We start from the raw sequence: 17,523 nt of genomic DNA on the forward strand, positions 1-17,523 counted from the left end.
TCACTTCCAGTTGGCGCGTTGTCGGACACCCTGGCTGGCGGCGGATGCTTCCTCCATCAGTTTGCCGGTATCGATGGTGGTCAGCTTGCCCTTGCGCTTGAGGATGCGGCCGTCGACCAGAACGGTGTCGACATTCGAGGCCTGCGCCGAATCGACCAGCATGTAGGCGGGGTCGGTGAACGGCCCGATATTCACATCCCGGGTGCCCACCATGATGATGTCGGCACGCTTGCCTTTCTTGAGCGATCCAGTGCGATCGGCGAGGCCGAGCGCCTTCGCGCCCTCGATTGTCGCAAGCTCAAGTACCCGGCGCGCCGGTAATTTGAATTCGTTTTCAGCGCGGCCGTTTTCGAGATTTTGCGCGAGCTTCATGATTCCGAACATGTCGGCGTTGCCTGTTAGCGGCGTGGTATCGACCGACAGTGCAAGATTGACCTTATGGTCGAGAAATTCGCCGATCTTGGTCAAGCCGAAACCGATGCGCAACTCGGATGCCGGCGAGATGCTGACCGAGGCGCCGGCCGCGGCGAGAATGTCCATTTCTTCCGGCGTCGTATTAATGGCGTGGATCACCTGCAGGCCGTTGAAGACATAGCCGAGCTTTTGCAGTGCTAGGATGTGCCCGCTGTCGAATTTGTTGGAATTCAGATGGACCGTGATCGGTAAATTAAGCTTGCGGGCGGCTTCATACTCCACGCGGTACATGTCCGGCGATAGCGGCCGCAGCTCCAGCTTGCCGTCTGCGTTCGGCAGCGGGGCCTGGACGCCGCGCCAGGCGAGGCCCAGCGTCAGCAGGCCCTCGTTCGACAGGCCGGCCCAGTCGCCCTGCATGCGCGCGAGGTCGGCCACGTTGATCGGCTGGGTGAGGGGGGTCGAGCGGGCCGGACCATAGGAGAAGCGGCCGCGCAGTCCGGTCTCCTGCAATGCCCGAAGATCCTCCACGGCGTGCTCGTAGCTCATGACGTTATGGCACCAGTCGTGCACCGTCGTCGTGCCCGAGTGCAGCGCTTCGGCCGAGGAGAGCAGCGTGCCGTAATACATGTCGCGCGGCGTGAAGACTTTGCCCAGCGCCGTCGTCATCGGGAAATAGCCGTGGGCGCGATCGTCGCCCGACATGTTGCGCAGCAATGTGGTCCACATATGCCAGTGGGTGTCGATCAGGCCGGGCATGACGATGAAGCCGCGTCCGTCAATGATTTCTGCGCCGGGTGCCGCGAGGTTCGTGCCGATATCGACGATCGATCCATTGTCGACGTGTACGTCACCGTCCGGCAGATCGGCTTGGCCGGGCTCCATGGTCAGGACATAGGCGTTGCGGATAACAATATTTCCGCGCGACGGCAGGTTGCCGACCGATGGAGAGATCGCCGCCTGTGCGCGTATTCCGAAACCCTGCATGGCGCCGAGTGCCGCAACGCCGCCCAGAAATGCGCGTCGACGGATGTGGATGCCGCTGGCCATAAATCCCCCCTGGCTGCAAACTTGATTGTTCGTATCTTGGTCGGTACGCCGCGATTGAGCAAGTGCCGTGGTGCTGATCCAGGCATTGCATGCGAAGCATGCCGTTTACGCTGCCCTTGTGCGATAGCGCGTGCTATCTGTCCAGATTGACGGTTGACCGAAGGATCCCGTAATGGAGCGTCGCGCATTCCTGGCCATGCTCGGTGGCGTTGCGTCGGCATTATCCGGCGCGGCCGGCGCACAGACGCCGGGCAGGAAATACCATTTGGCGACACTTACCCCTGTAGAGGCGATAACCGAGGCGAACCCGCTTGGAAAAGTCCTGCTGGACGCGTTGGCCCAGCAAGGCTACGTGGTCGGGCAAAACCTGACCTACACCGCCCGCAGTTCGCTGGACGATAATTCAAAAATCCCGGGATTGCTGCAGGAGCTGAAGACCAGCGGTGCCGATGCGATCGTGGTGATCGGTTTTCCCGCGGCGCTGGCTGCGAAGTCTATCGGCATCCCCACGATTGGAGCGCAAGGTCTCGGCGATCCCGTCGAGACCGGACTGATCTATAGCCTGTCTCATCCCGGCGGCAACATCACTGGAATCTCGGATATGGCGACGACGTTGACGACCAAACGGCTGTCGTTCCTGAAGCAGGTGGCGCCCGATATTCGAAAAGTGGCGATGCTCTGGAATCCGAATGATCTGGCCATGTCGCTGCGCTACCAGGCATCGGCCCATGTTGCTGGGTCGCTCGGAATTTCGGTGCAGGCTTTCGGGATCCGCGAACCCGATGACTTCGGCCGGGCGTTTGAGGCCATGAACGGCAACATGCCGGATGCGATATTGATGGTCGCCGATGCCCTGACCAATTTCAATCGCAAGCGGGTCATTGAGTTCGCCTTGGCCAGGAAGGTGCCGGCCATCTACGAATACGATTTTTACGTTCAGGACGGTGGCCTGATGTCATATGGACCGGATTTGAAGGAATCGTTTGAACGCGCGGCGGCGCTGGTGGCCCGCATCTTTGGGGGAGCGAAGCCGGCGGAACTGCCGTTCGAGCAGCCGACCCTCTATACTTTTGCACTCAATCTAAAGACGGCACGAAGCATGGGCCTCCAGATTCCGCCGACCTTGCTCGCTTTGGCGGACGAAGTTATCGAGTGACCGCCCAAGCTCGCCTTTAAATCCCGCCGCCCCCGGCAGAAGGCGGCCCGAAGTGAGTTCCGGCCACTATGAAATCATACGTCCAAGCCGATATGATGCCGCCGCTTGAGCCGGAATGAAGCTCGTTGGCGAGGCCGCCAAACGCAGAACTAAAAGGGTTGGGAGAGAAACATCATGAATTTTCGCCGCGGGCTAATGCTGGCCGGCCTGTCGTCCTTGGTGGTGTCCTCCCTCTTGGCGGTGTCTGTCCTGTCGGTTCGGCCGGCCATCGCGGCCGACAAGGTCAAGATCGGCTTCCTCCTGAAGACCATGCAGGAGGAGCGCTACCAGCGCGATAAAGCCGCGTTCCTCGCCAAGGCCAAGGCACTCGGCGCCGACGTGGTGTTCGACTCGGCCAATAACGACGAACAGACGCAACTCGCAGCCTTCGAAAACATGCTGTCGCAGGGCGTGCAAGTCATCGTCCTGCAGCCGGTGAACACCGGCACCGCCGGTGGCATGGTCACATCGGCGCACAAAAGCGGCGTGAAGGTCGTCGGCTATGATGCGATGCTGCTCAACGGTCTGCTCGATGCCATGGTGATGCAGGACAGTTGGGCCGTCGGCAAGCTTCAGGCCGACGCCATGGTGACGTGGCTCAAGGCCAAAACCGGATCGGTCAAGGGCAATGTCGCGCTGATCCGGGGGCAGCCCGGCGACTCCAACGCCAATGCGATGAGCAGCGGTGTTCTCGAGGTTCTCAAGGCCAATCCAGATCTCAGGCTGGTCGCCGATCAGTCCCATGAAAACTGGCTGCCTGATAAAGCGATGGCGACGACGGAAAACCTGCTGACCAAGTTCGGCAACAAGGTCGATGCCATTATCTGCAACAACAGCGGGATGGCGCGCGGCGTTATCGCCGCGCTCGACGCGCAGGGCCTCGCCAGTGCTGACAAGGTTTTCGTCGCCGGATCCGATGCTGACCTCGTCAACATCCAATATGTTGCGCAGGGCAAGGAAGCTGCGGAGATATGGAAGAAGATTGCGCCGTTCGCCGAAACGGCGGCAGAGACAGCCGTGACGCTTGCCCGTAATCCGGACAAGGAGCCCAAGGCCATTCTGAAGGTCGACAGAATAGTCAACAATGGCGCTTTTGACGTGCCGACGATCGTGACCCCGGTCGTACTCGTCGACAAGAGCAATCTCGACCGCACTGTTATCGCCGAGGGCTTCTACACCCATCAGCAGGTGTACGGAAAGTAGCTCCGGCAAATGTCCGAAGTCGTTCTCAGGATGGAGCATATCGTCAAGGAATTCCCGGGCGTCAGGGCGCTCGACAACGTCAATTTCGAGGCGCGCGCCGGTGAAGTTCTGGCGCTGATGGGCGAGAACGGGGCGGGCAAATCGACCCTGATGAAAGTGCTCGGTGGCGTGTGGCCGTATCCCACCTATCAGGGCGACATCTTCATCGCGGGAGAGAAGAAGCGGTTTTACACAACCCGCGAAGCCGAGGAATCCGGTGTCGCGATCATCTATCAGGAACTGAATCTGATTCCCGAATTGAGCGTCGCCGAAAACATCTTTCTTGATCGCCAACCGACCAGCCGCCTCGGCGCCATCGATTGGCGCCAATTGAATTCCGATACCCAGGCTCTCCTGGACGAACTTGGAATCCGAGACTTCAAACCTGCCGATCAGGTCAGGAGTCTCACGGTAGGCAAGCAGCAAATGGTCGAAATCGCGAAAGCGCTGTCGAAGCGCGCGCGCATTCTCGTCCTGGATGAGCCGACCTCCGCACTGACCGACAGGGAGGTGACGGATCTGTTTCGGATCATCCGCAAGCTGAAGCAGGACGGCGTCTGCATGTGCTACATCTCCCACAAGATGGAGGAGATCAAGGAGATCGCCGACCGGGTCGTGGTGTTGCGGGATGGACAGACCATCGGGGACGTCACGCCAATCGCCGACGTCACGCTCGACCAGATCATCGCCAGAATGGTCGGCCGCGACATCAGGGATATGTTTCCAAAGAGCGTGCGCGAACGCGGCGACAAAATCCTTGAGGTGAGAAATCTCGAAGTCGACCAGCCGGACGTGCCGGGCGAAAAAAGGGTCAAGCGCGCGTCATTTTCGGCCTATCGCGGCGAAATCCTCGGCATTTCCGGGTTGATGGGCGCGGGGCGAACCGAGCTCGTTTCCGCGATTTTCGGGGCTAATCCGGGCGCGACGCACGGAGATGTGCTGATCGAAGGCAACAAGGTCGACATTCGCTCACCCGCCGACGCCATTGCTCATGGAATCGCGCTTCTAACCGAGGACCGCAAGGCGCAAGGCCTGTTCTTGGACCAGTCGATCGCCTTCAACACGACAATATCTTCTCTGCAAACCATCAGCGCCGGAATGGTCGGGACGATCGACGTCGATCGGGAACGCGCTTTGGTCGAGAAATACGTCGCACAGCTTAATGTCAAAGCGCCCGATATCGATACGTCCGTCGGAACGCTCAGCGGAGGCAACCAGCAAAAGGTCATCCTGGGAAAGTGGCTTAACGCGAGCCCGAAGATTTTCATCCTGGATGAGCCGACCCGCGGCATCGACATCGGCGCCAAGGTCGAGATCTACAAGCTGTTGGATCGGTTGGCCGGGGAGGGCGTCGCGATCATCATCATATCTTCGGAATTGTCCGAGGTTTTGGGGATGAGCGACAGAATCCTGGTCATGAGCGAGGGCGCCATCGTTTCGGAATTCACACGCGAGCAAGCGACGAGGGAAGTGATCATGGAATTTGCGACCGGCGCTCGCCGGATGGGGCATTGACGGATCATGAAACAGAATCAGGTGCTCCGGTTCGTCAAAACCAATGCCACGCTGATCGCCCTTGTGGTCCTCACCGTCGCGCTCGCTGTGGCCGACCCCACCTTTTCCACCGCACGCAATCTGAGCAACGTCGCACGGCAAGTGACAATCGTTGGGATCATCGGGGTCGGGATGACGATGGTGATTCTGATCGCGGGTATCGATTTGTCGGTTGGTTCCGTTGTCGGTGTTGCGGCCGTGGTTGTGACCCTGCTGATGCAATATGGGCTGTCCGCATGGATCGCCGTTCCGGTCACGCTGGTGGCGGTCGGCGGCCTGATCGGCCTGTGGAACGGCTTCTGGATCGCGCATTACCGTATTCCGCCGTTCATCATTACGCTGGGCATGCTGACGATCGGGCGCGGCGTTGCGCTGACGCTATCGGGGGGCAGCTCGGTGCCCGTCACCGATCCATCGTTCGCCAATCTTGGCAGCGCGTATATTCCGCCGGTGCCGACGCTGGTCATCCTGGCGATATCGGCGGTGCTGTTTGTCTATAAGTTGGTTCGGGACCTGAAATCAGGTGGCCAGCGAAACGCCGACAGACTGGCAGCAAGCATCGTCATCGCCGTGGCGGGGTTCGCGCTTGCGGTTTATGTTTTCGGCAGGGGAGACGGCCTTCCGGTTCCGGTGGCGATCTTTGTCGTCATCGCCGCCGCGGCGATCTTTGTTCTCGGTCAGACGCGATTCGGCCGGCGCCTTTATGCGCTCGGCGGCAACGAGGAAGCGGCGCGCCTGTCGGGCATCAACATCTACCAGACGAAAATGGTCGTCTACGTGACGGTGTCGCTGCTCGCGGCCTTGTCGGGTATCCTGCTGGCGTCCCGCCTTAACGGCGCGTCGCCCAATCTGGGCACCATGTTCGAACTCGACGCGATTGCCGCGGTGGTGATCGGCGGTACCAGCCTGGCGGGAGGCTCGGGCACGATCGGCGGGACGATTATCGGCGCGCTGATCATCGGCGTTCTGAACAACGGCATGAGTCTGCTGGGCGTCTCGTCATTCTACCAGCTGATCATCAAGGGCCTTATCATCAGTCTGGCGGTCTGGTTCGACGTCCTGCAAAAGAAGAAGTAGGCGGGCCGGATAAAGCGGGAACGGGGTATGGCCGGGAAAAATCCGGCCCCACGGATGATCTTCCCGCACTGCGGCAAGAGACAAGGGCTGGCGTTCTTGCTAATTTGTTCGGGATGAGCATTTCTCTCCACCCCGACGCACCCCAAGGTAGAGTACTGGCAACAGCGCCGGTCGCGGGCGCGCCTGCCGAGGCCAAGCCCTCCAGCACGAAAATCCGCAGCCGGTTGTTCATCAAATACGTCGCACTATTCGTCGCGGTGGTGGCGGCCGCGTTGTTATCCAACGGAATTTTCGAGGTTTTTTTCTACTATCGCGAGCACAAGGCCGCGCTGATACGAATTCAGCACGAACAGGCCGAGGCGGCGGCTGCCAAAATCAGCCAGTTTATCAAGGAAATTGAAAGTCAGCTCGGCTGGACCACTCAATTGCCGTGGTCCGCGGGCTCGATCGAACAACGCCGTTTCGACGCCCTGCGGCTGTTACGGCAGGTGCCGGCCATCACCGAACTGGCGCAGGTCGATTCCACCGGCAAGGAGCGCTTGCGGGTATCGCGTTTGGCCATGGATGTGGTGGACAGCGGGCTGGACCTCTCGAAAGAGCCGAAATTCACCGAAGCGGTCGCCCACAAAGTCTATTACGGGCCGGTGTACTTCCGCCGGGAGTCCGAACCTTACATGACGCTCTCGCTGGCGGGCACCCGCAAGGATGCCGGCGTCAGCATCGCGGAGGTCAATCTTAAACTGATCTGGGACGTGGTGTCGCAGATCAAGGTCGGCGAGCGCGGTCACGCTTATGTCGTCGGCGCGCAGGGCCGCCTGATCGCGCATCCCGACATCAGCCTCGTGCTGCGCAACACCGACATGTCCAAACTGCTGCAGGTCCAGGCCGCTCGTGACAAGGCCGCCATGACCGATCCGGAGGCGCTGGAAGGCACCGAAAACATCCAGGGCCAGAAAGTGCTGACGGCGTCCGCGCCGATCGCGCCGCTGGGCTGGACGATGTTTGTCGAACTACCGGTGGAAGAGGCCTACGCCTCGCTCTATGCCGCCCTGCAGCGGTTGGCCATCGTGCTGGCGGCTGCCTCGATCTTCGCGGTGCTGGCCGGGATATTCCTCGCCCGCCGCATGGTCGGCCCGATCCAGGCCTTGCGGGCCGGTGCGGAACGCATCGGTGGCGGCGACTTCGCCCAGCGCATCTCGATCAAGACCGGCGACGAACTGGAAGGTCTCGCCAATCAGTTCAACGACATGGGCGCACGGCTGCAGGAGTCCTATGCCGACCTGGAAAACAGGGTCGAGCAGCGGACTGCCGAATTAACCGAATCATTGCGGCACCAGACTGCGACTTCCGAGGTTTTGCAGGTCATCAGCCGCTCGCCCGGTGAACTAAATCCGGTGTTCCACACCATACTGTCGAACGCGACCAGTATTTGTGAGGCCCAATTCGGCCTGTTGCTTCTCTCCGAAGACCATGGCTTCCGTTGTGCCTCGATGTTCAACCTGCCGCCGGCCTTCGCTGAAACCTTCTCGCGCAATCCAGTCATCCATCCGCCACCGATCGATCCGTTGGGGCAGGTGATTGCGACTCGACAACTCGTTCACGTCGTCGATGTCACGCAAGAGCCGGCTTACCTCACCGGCTTCCCGCCGATCGTGGAACTGGTTGAACTCGGCGGAGCCCGGACGCTTCTCCTTGTGCCGATGCTGAAGGAGACCAGCCTCGGCGGCGTGATCGCGATTTTCCGGCAGACTGTTCACGCCTTTTCCGACAAGCAGATTGACCTGGTCACAAGCTTCGCCAATCAGGCCGTGATCGCTATCGAGAACGCTCGCCTGCTTTCCGAATTGCGCGAGCGCACCGACGATTTGAGCGAATCCCTGCAGCAGCAGACCGCGACGGCCGACGTGCTCAAGGTCATCAGCCGCTCGGCCTTTGACCTCAAATCGGTGCTCACCACGCTCACCGAATCCGCGCAGTCGCTTTGCGGCGCTTCGCTGGGAATTATCTGCCTGCGCGAAGGTGACGTGATGCGGCTGCAGGCCGAGTCCGGCTGCACGCAGGCTTTTATCGATTTCATGCAGGCTAACCCGATCAGGCCCGGCCGCGAGACGATCACCGGCCGGGTCTTTATGGACAGCAAACCTGTCCACGTCGCCGATGTGCAATCCGACCCGGAGTATAATTTCGGTCAGGCGCCGACGATCGGCGCCTACCGGGCAGTCCTCGCAGTGCCGCTGATGCGCGACGGCGCGGTCGAAGGCGTGCTGCTGCTAGGAAGGCCGCAGCCCGGACCATTCAGCCAGCGCCAGATCGATCTCGTCCAGACCTTTGCCGACCAGGCCGTCATCGCGATCGAGAATGTGCGCCTGTTCGAACAGGTGCAGGAGCGCACCAAGGAACTTTCGCTCTCGCTCGAAGACCTTCGCACGGCGCAGGATCGTCTGGTGCAGACCGAGAAGCTGGCCTCGCTCGGTCAGCTCACGGCCGGAATTGCGCATGAAATCAAGAATCCGCTGAATTTCGTCAACAATTTCTCAGCGCTATCTGGCGAATTGATCGACGAGCTGAATGATGTGCTCAAGTCCGCTGCGCTCGACGACAAGGTTCGCGAAGAGATCGACGAGCTGACCCATATGCTGAAAGGCAATCTGGAAAAGGTCGTCCAGCATGGCAAGCGCGCCGATTCGATCGTCAAGAACATGCTGCTGCATTCGCGCGAGGGATCGGGCGAACACCGGCCCGCCGATATTAATGCGATCGTCGAGGAGAGCCTCAATCTGGCCTATCATGGCGCGCGGGCGGAGAAATCCGGCTTCAACATCACGCTGCAGCGCGACTTCGATCCCGCTGCCGGCATGATCGACCTCTATCCGCAGGAGATCACGCGGGTGTTTCTCAACCTGATCTCGAACGGCTTTTATGCCGCCGCCAAGCGCAAGGAGGCTGGCGTCGAAGGCTTCGAGCCGATACTGAGCGCGACGACAAAAAGCCTCGGCAACCAGGTCGAGATCCGGATCCGCGACAACGGCACGGGGATCCCGCTGGAGGTGAAGGAGAAGATGTTCAATCCCTTCTTCACCACCAAACCCGCGGGCGAGGGCACCGGACTTGGGCTGTCGATGAGCCACGACATCGTCGTGAAACAACATGGCGGCAAGATCGACGTTGATACGACACTTGGCGCATTTACCGAATTCATTATTACGCTGCCGCGAACGGCGGCTCAGTCGCAAGCTGGAGGCAAAAATTGAGCGTTTATATCCTCGTCGTGGATGACGAGCCCGATGTCGAAGAGCTGTTTCGTCAGCAATTCCGCAGAGACCTCAAGTCCGGGCGCTTTACGATGGAGTTTGCTCCCTCGGCGCCTGACGCCCTGATCCGGGCAGCCGAGATCAAGGACCCGTCGCTGATCCTGATCCTGTCCGACATCAACATGCCGGGCATGAGCGGGCTCGAAATGCTGCCGAAGGTGCGCGCGGAGCGGCCTGACGTCCCCGTCATCATGATAACAGCCTATGGCGACGCCGAAACGCGGCGTAAGGCGATCGAGCAAGGCGCGGTAGGCCTGCTGACTAAACCGATCGATTTCGCGCTCCTGCGTCACGAGATCGACACTCGTCTTGGACAGGCCGCATGACCGCCACCATCCTTGTCGTCGATGATGAGCCAGATCTGGAGGCTCTGGTCTTGCAGAAATTCCGCAAGCAAATTCGTGACGGCGCGGTGTCGTTCATGTTTGCGCATGATGGAATCGAGGCGCTGCAGTCGATATTAGACCATCCACATGTCGACATGGTGGTTTCCGACATCAACATGCCGCGGATGGACGGCCTGTCATTGCTGCAGAAACTGCAGGAGGCCGAGGACAAGAAGTCCACCATCATTGTTTCCGCCTATGGCGATATGAGCAATATCCGCACCGCGATGAACCGCGGCGCGTTCGATTTTCTGACCAAGCCGATCGATTTCGGCGATCTGGAAATGACGATCGACAAGACCATTCGTCACGTCGAGACGATGCGCGAGGCGCGCCGCCGCCAGCTCGAGGCCGAGCGTGCGCATGCGTCGCTTTCGCGGTACTTCTCGCCGCAGATCGCCTTGCGGCTGGCTGCCGCCAGCGAGAGCAACGGCATGGAGGTGCATCGCCGCGAGGTCGCGACCATCTTCACTGACATCACCGGTTTCACGTCACTGGTGGAAACCGCGACACCCGAAGTGCTCGGTGCGCTGCTCAACGAATATGTAGGTGGCATGACCGATATCGTCTTCACGCATGAGGGCACGGTCGCAAAGATTATCGGCGATGCGATCCAGATTCTCTTTAACGCTCCAGGCGAGCAGCCGGACTATGCGACGCGTGCCGTCGCCTGCGCCCATGATCTGGATATCTGGGCCGAAGAATTCCGCGAACGCTGGAAAGCCAAGGGCGTGAATTTCGGGATAACCCGCATCGGCGTTCACGCCGGCCCTGCGCTGGTCGGCAATTTCGGCGGCAGCCGCTTTTTCGACTACACCGCCTATGGCGATACCATCAACACGGCGGCGCGGCTGGAAGCCGCCAACAAATATCTCGGCACCCGTATTTGCGTCAGTGCCGCGGTCGCGGAGGGCGCCAGCGAGTTCCGCGGCCGGCCGGTCGGCGATCTCCTGTTGCGCGGACGCAGCGAACCGTTGCGGGCTTACGAGCCGCTGGAGGAGACGACGTTCAAGGGACCGGCGACGACGCAATATTCCGAGGCCTTCGCCAAGCTCGAGGCCGGCGACGCCGCGGCGATGCCGGCCTTTGCGGCGCTGGTGGGGTCGCATGCGAGCGATGCGCTGGCCGGATTCCACCTGCGGCGGCTCTTGAACGGCGCCAAGAGCGTCCGTATTCAATTGGAGTGATTGCGCGCCGCGTGGGCCTGCGATTGATGCCGGGTGGCGTGACGGTCAGCCGGCTGTTGCGGCCCGGCGTTCTTCGGCATCCTTGGCCTTCAGCAACGCGATCGCTTCGCGGACATTCGGATCGAGGTCCGCGCCACCGGAGTCGAGGTGAGCGTAGATCCCGGCGAGCATCCGGGGATCCCAGAACTTCTTGATATGGTCGGCAACGCCTGCGACCGCTTGGTCGTGGCCCTGGCTCTGGAAAAACTTTCCGATTTGATTGGCCATATAGACCAGGCGGCCATCATGCGACGACATGGATGACTCCATCGGCGGCGTCGCCGAAGTTAATTCGCTCGGGGTGGGTGAAGACTTCGAATCCGTCGGCCCGCGCGATGGCAGCGAGCGTGATGCCGGCCTTGTCCGCCATGCTCACCGCCAGCGCGGTCGGCGCAGAAACCGCCACCATCATGGGAGCGCCCATGGCGGCGGTCTTCTGCACCATCTCGACCGAGACCCGGCTGGTCAGCAGCACCATGCCTTCGCCCGCGGATATGCTGTCCTGCGCCACCGCGCCGGCCAGCTTGTCGAGCGCATTGTGGCGGCCGACGTCCTCGCGCAGCGCGACAATCCCGCGTGCCGGCGTCCAGAACGCCGCGGCATGGACCGCGCGGGTCTCGATGTTGAGCGTTTGCAGCGGCGGGAGGCTCTGCATCGCCGTCATGATATCCTGCGACGAGAACGACCGGCCGGGTGCCACGATGGCGGCCGGGCGAACGGCTTCCGTGATGGAATCGATCCCGCACAGGCCGCAACCGGTGGGGCCTGCGATATGCCGGCGGCGCTCGTTGAGCCGGTCCGCCCTGGATTGCCCGAGCCACATGCGCAGCTCAACGCCGTCGTCGAGTTCCACGACCTCAAAGGATTCGATGTCTTCGGCCGAGCCCACGATGCCCTCGCTGAGGCTGAATCCGATCGCGAAATCCCTGAGATCCTGCGGCGTGGCCATCATGACGGCATAGGTGCCGCCATTATAGGTCAGGGCGACCGCGGTCTCCTCCGGGATCGCCCTGGAGCCCTCGCTGAGGCGGCTATCGCGCCAGACCTTACGATCGACCGTGCGAACCGGATGAGGCATCGCTACTCCGCAGCTTCCACAACAGGCGCAATACGCCGGGAATGGCGCGCCTGTTCGTCATACGCCTTCTGCCATTCGGACGGACCGTTCGATGGCGAGATCTGCACCGCCGTGACCTTGTATTCCGGGCAATTGGTGGCCCAGTCGGAAAAGTCGGTGGTGATGACGTTAGCCTGTGTGTCGGGATGATGGAAGGTGGTGTAAACTACGCCCGGCGCGACCCGGTCGGTGAGCAGGGCGCGCAGCGTGGTTTCGCCGGCGCGGCTCTGCAGCCGCACCCAGTCCCCATCGCGCACGCCGCGTTGCTCGGCATCGTGTGGATGAATTTCCAGCCGGTCCTCGCTATGCCAGACGACATTCTCGGTGCGGCGGGTCTGGGCACCGACATTGTACTGGCTGAGAATGCGCCCGGTGGTCAGCAGCAATGGATAGCGCGGCCCGGTTCGCTCGTCGGTCGGAACATATTCGGTGATGACGAACTTGCCCTTGCCGCGGACGAAGCCGTCGATATGCATGATCGGCGTGCCGAGCGGCGCCTTGTCGTTGCAGGGCCACTGCACCGAACCGACTTCCTCAAGCTTGGCGTAGGAAACACCGGTAAAGGTAGGCGTCAGTGCGGCGATCTCATCCATGATCTCCGAGGGATGATTGTAGTGCATCTCCAGGCCCATCGCCTTGGCGAGCCGGATGGTGACTTCCCAGTCGGCCAGTCCGTTGCGCGGGCTCATCACCTTGCGCACGCGCTGGATGCGGCGTTCGGCATTGGTGAAGGTGCCGTCCTTTTCGAGGAAGGTCGAGCCGGGCAGGAAGACGTGCGCGTAATTCGCGGTCTCGTTGAGGAAGAGATCGTGGACGATGACGCATTCCATCGCCGACAGCGCCGCCACGACGTGCTTGGTGTTGGGGTCGGACTGCAGGATATCTTCGCCCTGCACATAGATGCCCATGAAGGTGCCCTCGATCGCGGCATCGAACATGTTGGGAATGCGCAGCCCAGGTTCCTTGTTGAGCTTGACGTTCCACATCGCTTCGAACTGGTCGCGCACCGCTTCGCCGGAGATGTGGCGATAGCCCGGCAATTCATGGGGGAATGAGCCCATGTCGCAGGAGCCCTGCACGTTGTTCTGGCCGCGCAGCGGGTTCACGCCGACGCCAGGACGGCCGATATTACCAGTCGCCATCGCGAGGTTGGCGATCGCAATCACCGTGGTCGAGCCCTGGCTGTGCTCGGTGACGCCGAGCCCGTAATAGATCGCGCCATTGCCGCCGGTGGCGAACAGCCGTGCTGCCGCGCGCAATTCCCGGGGATCGACACCAGTCATGATCGCGGTCGACTCGGGGCTGTTTTTCGGCTGCGCGACGAACGTCGCCCAATCCTCGAACTCGCTCCAGTCGCAGCGTTCGCGCACAAAGGCCTCATCGACAAGGCCTTCGGTCACGATGACATGGGCCATGGCGGTCAGCACGGCGACGTTGGTGCCCGGCATCAGCGGCAGATGTTGTTCTGCCTTGATGTGGGGCGATTCCACCATCTCGGTGCGCCGCGGATCGATCACGATCAGCTTGGCACCCTGACGCAGCCGCTTCTTCATGCGCGAGGCGAACACGGGATGCGCCGATGCGGGGTTGGCGCCGATGACCATCACGACGTCGGAATACTCCACCGAGTCGAAATCCTGGGTGCCGGCCGAGGTGCCGAATGTCGTCGACAGGCCATAGCCGGTCGGCGAATGGCAGACGCGGGCACAGGTGTCGACGTTGTTGTTGCCGAAGCCGGCGCGGATCAGCTTCTGCACCAGATAGGTCTCTTCGTTGGTGCAGCGCGACGAGGTGATGCCGCCGATGGAATCGCGGCCGTATTTCGTCTGGATCCGCTTGAACTCGGAGGCTGCGTGGTTGAACGCCTCGTCCCACGACACTTCGCGCCAGGGATCGGAGATCTTTTCGCGGATCATCGGGTTGAGGATGCGCTCCTTGTGATTGGTATATCCCCAGGCGAAGCGGCCCTTGACGCAGGAATGGCCGCGATTGGCCTTGCCATCCTTGTAGGGCACCATGCGCACGACTTCCTCGCCGCGCATTTCCGCCTTGAAGGTGCAGCCGACGCCGCAATAGGCGCAGGTGGTCACGGCCGAATGTTCGGGCTGGCCGATTTCGATCACGGACTTTTCGGTCAGCGTTGCGGTCGGGCAGGCCTGCACGCAGGCGCCGCAGGACACGCATTCGGAGCCGAGGAAGCTTTCGCTCATGCCGGGCGAAACGCGGCTGTCAAAGCCGCGACCGGAAATCGTCAGCGCGAAGGTGCCTTGGACTTCCTCGCAGGCGCGCACGCAGCGCGAGCAGACGATGCATTTCGACGGATCGTAGGTGAAATAGGGATTGGATTCGTCTTTCGGCATCCAGGCGTCGTTCGCGGCACCATTGGATTTCGCGAAGACGTGATTCTCGCCCTCATAGCCGTAACGCACATCGCGCAGACCAACCGCGCCGGCCATGTCCTGCAATTCGCAGTCGCCATTGGCGGCACAAGTCAGGCAATCCAGCGGATGGTCAGAGATGTAGAGCTCCATCACGCCCTTGCGGATTTTCTTCAGCCGCTCGGTCTGCGTGTGCACCACGAGGCCCTGCATTGCGGGTGTGGTGCAGGACGCCGGCGTGCCCGCGCGGCCTTCGATCTCGATCAGGCACAGGCGGCAGGATCCGAAAGCATCCACCATGTCGGTGGCGCAGAGTTTCGGAATCTGCGTGCCGGCTTCCATCGCCGCGCGCATGATCGAGGTGCCCTCGGGCACCGTCACGCTCTGGCCGTCGATGGTCAGGGTTATGGTCTTCTCGGATTTGGAGAGCGGCGTTCCGAAATCGGTTTCCTGGATCAGCGACATGGCGATCTCCTTTATTCTATTCCGCCGCCTGCAGGCCGGTCGGGGCCGGGCCAAAATCTTCCCGGAAGTGTTTCAGCGCGCTCGATACGGGGTAGGGCGTGAAGCCGCCCAGCGCGCAGAGCGAGCCGAATTTCATGGTGTTGCAGAGGTCTTCGATGACGGCGATGTTTTCCTTGACCCGTTCGCCGGCGCGGATCTTGTCGATGGTCTCGACGCCGCGGGTCGAGCCGATCCGGCAGGGTGTGCACTTGCCGCAGGACTCGATCGCGCAGAATTCCATCGCGAAGCGCGCCTGCTTCGACATATCGACGCTGTCGTCGAAGATCACGACGCCGGCATGGCCGATCAACCCGTCTCGCGCCGCGAAAGCCTCGTAATCGAAGGGGGTGTCGAACAATGCGCGGGGGAAATAGGCTCCCAATGGTCCGCCGACCTGCACGGCACGAACCGGACGTCCGGTAAAGGTACCGCCGGCAATGTCGTCCACCAACTCGCCCAGCGTGATGCCGAAGGCGGTCTCGAACAGGCCGCCGTACTTCACGTTTCCTGCAAGCTGGATCGGCATGGTGCCGCGCGAGCGGCCCATGCCGTAGTCGGCATAGGCTTTCGCGCCGCCGGCCAGGACGAAGGGGATCGCCGCGAACGACAGCACGTTGTTGATCACGGTCGGCTTGCCGAACAGACCCCTATGTGCGGGCAGCGGCGGCTTGGCGCGAACCAGACCACGTCGGCCTTCGAGGCTTTCGAGCAGCGAGGTCTCTTCGCCGCAGACATAGGCGCCGGCGCCGACGCGGACTTCGAGATCGAAGCTGTGTGTCGAACCGCCAATGCGCGCGCCAAGATAGCCGGCGCGCTTTGCGGCCGCGATTGCCGCGTTCATCGCTTCGACGGCGTGCGGATATTCCGAGCGGATGTAGATGTAACCTTTGGTGGCACCGACCGTGATGCCCGCGATGGTCATGCCCTCGATCACCACCAGGGGATCGCCTTCCATGATCATGCGATCGGCGAAGGTGCCGCTGTCACCTTCGTCGGCGTTGCAGACGATGTATTTCTGTTCGCCACTGGTCGTGGCAACGGTCTTCCACTTGATGCCGGTCGGAAAACCGGCGCCGCCACGGCCGCGCAGTCCGGAGGTGGTGACATCGGTGAGAATTTCGTCCGAGGTCAGCGTCAGCGCGCGCTCGAGCCCCTTGTAGCCGTCATGGGCGCGGTAATCCTCGACCGAGCGGGGATCGATGACACCACACCTGGCAAAGGTCAGACGGGTCTGTCGCTTCAGCCAGGGAATTTCGTCGGTGAGACCGAGCCGCAGTGGATGTGCGCCGTCAACAACCATCGCATCGAATACGGAATTCGCATCGGATTCGGTGACCGGGCCGAAGGCAACGCGTCCTTGCGGCATCGCAACTTCGATCAGCGGCTCCAGCCAATACATGCCCCGCGAGCCCGTTCGCACGATTTCGATGTCGACGCCGCGCTTGTTCGCCGCCTGTGCGAGCGCAGCCGCGACTTCATCGGCGCCAACCGCAACCGCACCGGCATCGCGTGAAACGTAAATGCGCACACTCATCGCTGTGCCTCCGCGACCAGCGCGTCGATGCGCGCTTCGTCCAGCCGTCCGACGACGCGGCCATCCAGCATCGCCGAGGGCGCCGTGGCGCACAGGCCGAGGCAATAGATCGGCTCCAGCGTCACCCGTTCGTCGGCGGTGGTGTGACCCATGGTAACACCGAGCTTAGCTTCCGCGCGCGCCGCGAGTGCATCGCCGCCGGCCGCCTGACAGGCTTCGGCGCGGCACAGTTTCAGTACATGGCGGCCCGCGGGCTGATGACGGAAATCATGATAGAACGTGAACACGCCATGGACCTCGGCGCGGGACAAATTGCGCGCCTGGGCGATCATCGGAATCGCCGGCTCCGGCACATAGCCAAAGGCTTCCTGCAGGGCATGCAGCATCACCAGCGTCGCACCTTCGAGGTGGTTGTGCTCCGCTATGATTTCCTCGCCGCGCTTGGCATCCCATGGTTCGTAAACTGGCGCCATCTGCCTTCTCTGTCAGTGACTTATTACAAGACAAATGAGTATTGGAATGGGTCCAAATATCAATA

At 61.5% G+C, this 17,523-nt stretch carries 13 protein-coding genes; 7 read left to right on the top strand and 6 right to left on the bottom strand.

The features are described 5' to 3' along the window. Nucleotides 1-1,461 carry an amidohydrolase family protein gene (locus HB676_RS06065; RefSeq protein ID WP_213736793.1) on the bottom strand — a complete coding sequence of 487 codons (1,461 nt, stop codon included), beginning with the start codon at nucleotides 1,459-1,461 and terminating at the stop codon, nucleotides 1-3. Between the two features lie 172 nt (nucleotides 1,462-1,633). Between HB676_RS06065 and HB676_RS06070 the strand changes: the two genes are divergently transcribed. From HB676_RS06070 to HB676_RS06100, 7 genes are all read left to right on the top strand, one after another. Further along, nucleotides 1,634-2,617 (top strand): ABC transporter substrate-binding protein, encoded by a 984-nt coding sequence (locus HB676_RS06070; RefSeq protein WP_213736794.1) that lies wholly within the window; start codon nucleotides 1,634-1,636, stop codon nucleotides 2,615-2,617. Nucleotides 2,618-2,791: 174 nt separating this feature from the next. Continuing rightward, nucleotides 2,792-3,859, top strand: coding sequence for a substrate-binding domain-containing protein (locus HB676_RS06075; protein WP_213736795.1), 1,068 nt, complete (start codon nucleotides 2,792-2,794; stop codon nucleotides 3,857-3,859). A gap of 9 nt (nucleotides 3,860-3,868) precedes the next feature. Further along, nucleotides 3,869-5,413 carry a sugar ABC transporter ATP-binding protein gene (locus tag HB676_RS06080; protein ID WP_213736796.1) on the top strand — a complete coding sequence of 515 codons (1,545 nt, stop codon included), beginning with the start codon at nucleotides 3,869-3,871 and terminating at the stop codon, nucleotides 5,411-5,413. 6 nt (nucleotides 5,414-5,419) lie between these two features. Further along, nucleotides 5,420-6,529, top strand: a complete 1,110-nt coding sequence (locus HB676_RS06085; protein WP_213736797.1) for an ABC transporter permease — start codon at nucleotides 5,420-5,422, stop codon at nucleotides 6,527-6,529. A 113-nt stretch (nucleotides 6,530-6,642) separates the two neighbouring features. Further along, nucleotides 6,643-9,780 carry a GAF domain-containing protein gene (locus HB676_RS06090; RefSeq protein ID WP_213736798.1) on the top strand — a complete coding sequence of 1,046 codons (3,138 nt, stop codon included), beginning with the start codon at nucleotides 6,643-6,645 and terminating at the stop codon, nucleotides 9,778-9,780. After that, nucleotides 9,777-10,166 (top strand): response regulator, encoded by a 390-nt coding sequence (locus tag HB676_RS06095; RefSeq protein WP_213736799.1) that lies wholly within the window; start codon nucleotides 9,777-9,779, stop codon nucleotides 10,164-10,166. Before HB676_RS06090 ends, HB676_RS06095 begins: the two co-directional genes overlap by 4 nt. Further along, nucleotides 10,163-11,413 (top strand): adenylate/guanylate cyclase domain-containing protein, encoded by a 1,251-nt coding sequence (locus tag HB676_RS06100; protein WP_213736800.1) that lies wholly within the window; start codon nucleotides 10,163-10,165, stop codon nucleotides 11,411-11,413. Before HB676_RS06095 ends, HB676_RS06100 begins: the two co-directional genes overlap by 4 nt. Before the next feature lie 45 nt (nucleotides 11,414-11,458). Here the strand turns inward: HB676_RS06100 and HB676_RS06105 are convergent, their stop codons facing one another. From HB676_RS06105 to HB676_RS06125, 5 genes are read right to left on the bottom strand one after another with little or no spacing between them, the layout of a single operon-like run. Next, nucleotides 11,459-11,710 (bottom strand): formate dehydrogenase subunit delta, encoded by a 252-nt coding sequence (locus HB676_RS06105; protein ID WP_213736801.1) that lies wholly within the window; start codon nucleotides 11,708-11,710, stop codon nucleotides 11,459-11,461. Further along, nucleotides 11,697-12,530: a formate dehydrogenase accessory sulfurtransferase FdhD gene (gene fdhD / locus HB676_RS06110; RefSeq protein ID WP_213736802.1), complete on the bottom strand. Its 834-nt coding sequence runs from the start codon at nucleotides 12,528-12,530 to the stop codon at nucleotides 11,697-11,699. The genes HB676_RS06105 and fdhD overlap by 14 nt, the downstream gene beginning before the upstream one ends. 2 nt (nucleotides 12,531-12,532) lie before the next feature. Further along, on the bottom strand, nucleotides 12,533-15,412 hold the full coding sequence (gene fdhF, locus HB676_RS06115) for a formate dehydrogenase subunit alpha (RefSeq protein WP_213736803.1): 2,880 nt from the start codon (nucleotides 15,410-15,412) through the stop codon (nucleotides 12,533-12,535). A gap of 16 nt (nucleotides 15,413-15,428) precedes the next feature. Next, on the bottom strand, nucleotides 15,429-16,985 hold the full coding sequence (locus HB676_RS06120; protein WP_213736804.1) for an NADH-quinone oxidoreductase subunit NuoF: 1,557 nt from the start codon (nucleotides 16,983-16,985) through the stop codon (nucleotides 15,429-15,431). Continuing rightward, nucleotides 16,982-17,458 carry a formate dehydrogenase subunit gamma gene (locus HB676_RS06125; RefSeq protein WP_213736805.1) on the bottom strand — a complete coding sequence of 159 codons (477 nt, stop codon included), beginning with the start codon at nucleotides 17,456-17,458 and terminating at the stop codon, nucleotides 16,982-16,984. The genes HB676_RS06120 and HB676_RS06125 overlap by 4 nt, the downstream gene beginning before the upstream one ends. Nucleotides 17,459-17,523: the final 65 nt, after the last annotated feature.

Source organism: Bradyrhizobium sp. dw_411, assembly GCF_018449695.1.
Taxonomy (GTDB): Bacteria; Pseudomonadota; Alphaproteobacteria; order Rhizobiales; family Xanthobacteraceae; genus Bradyrhizobium.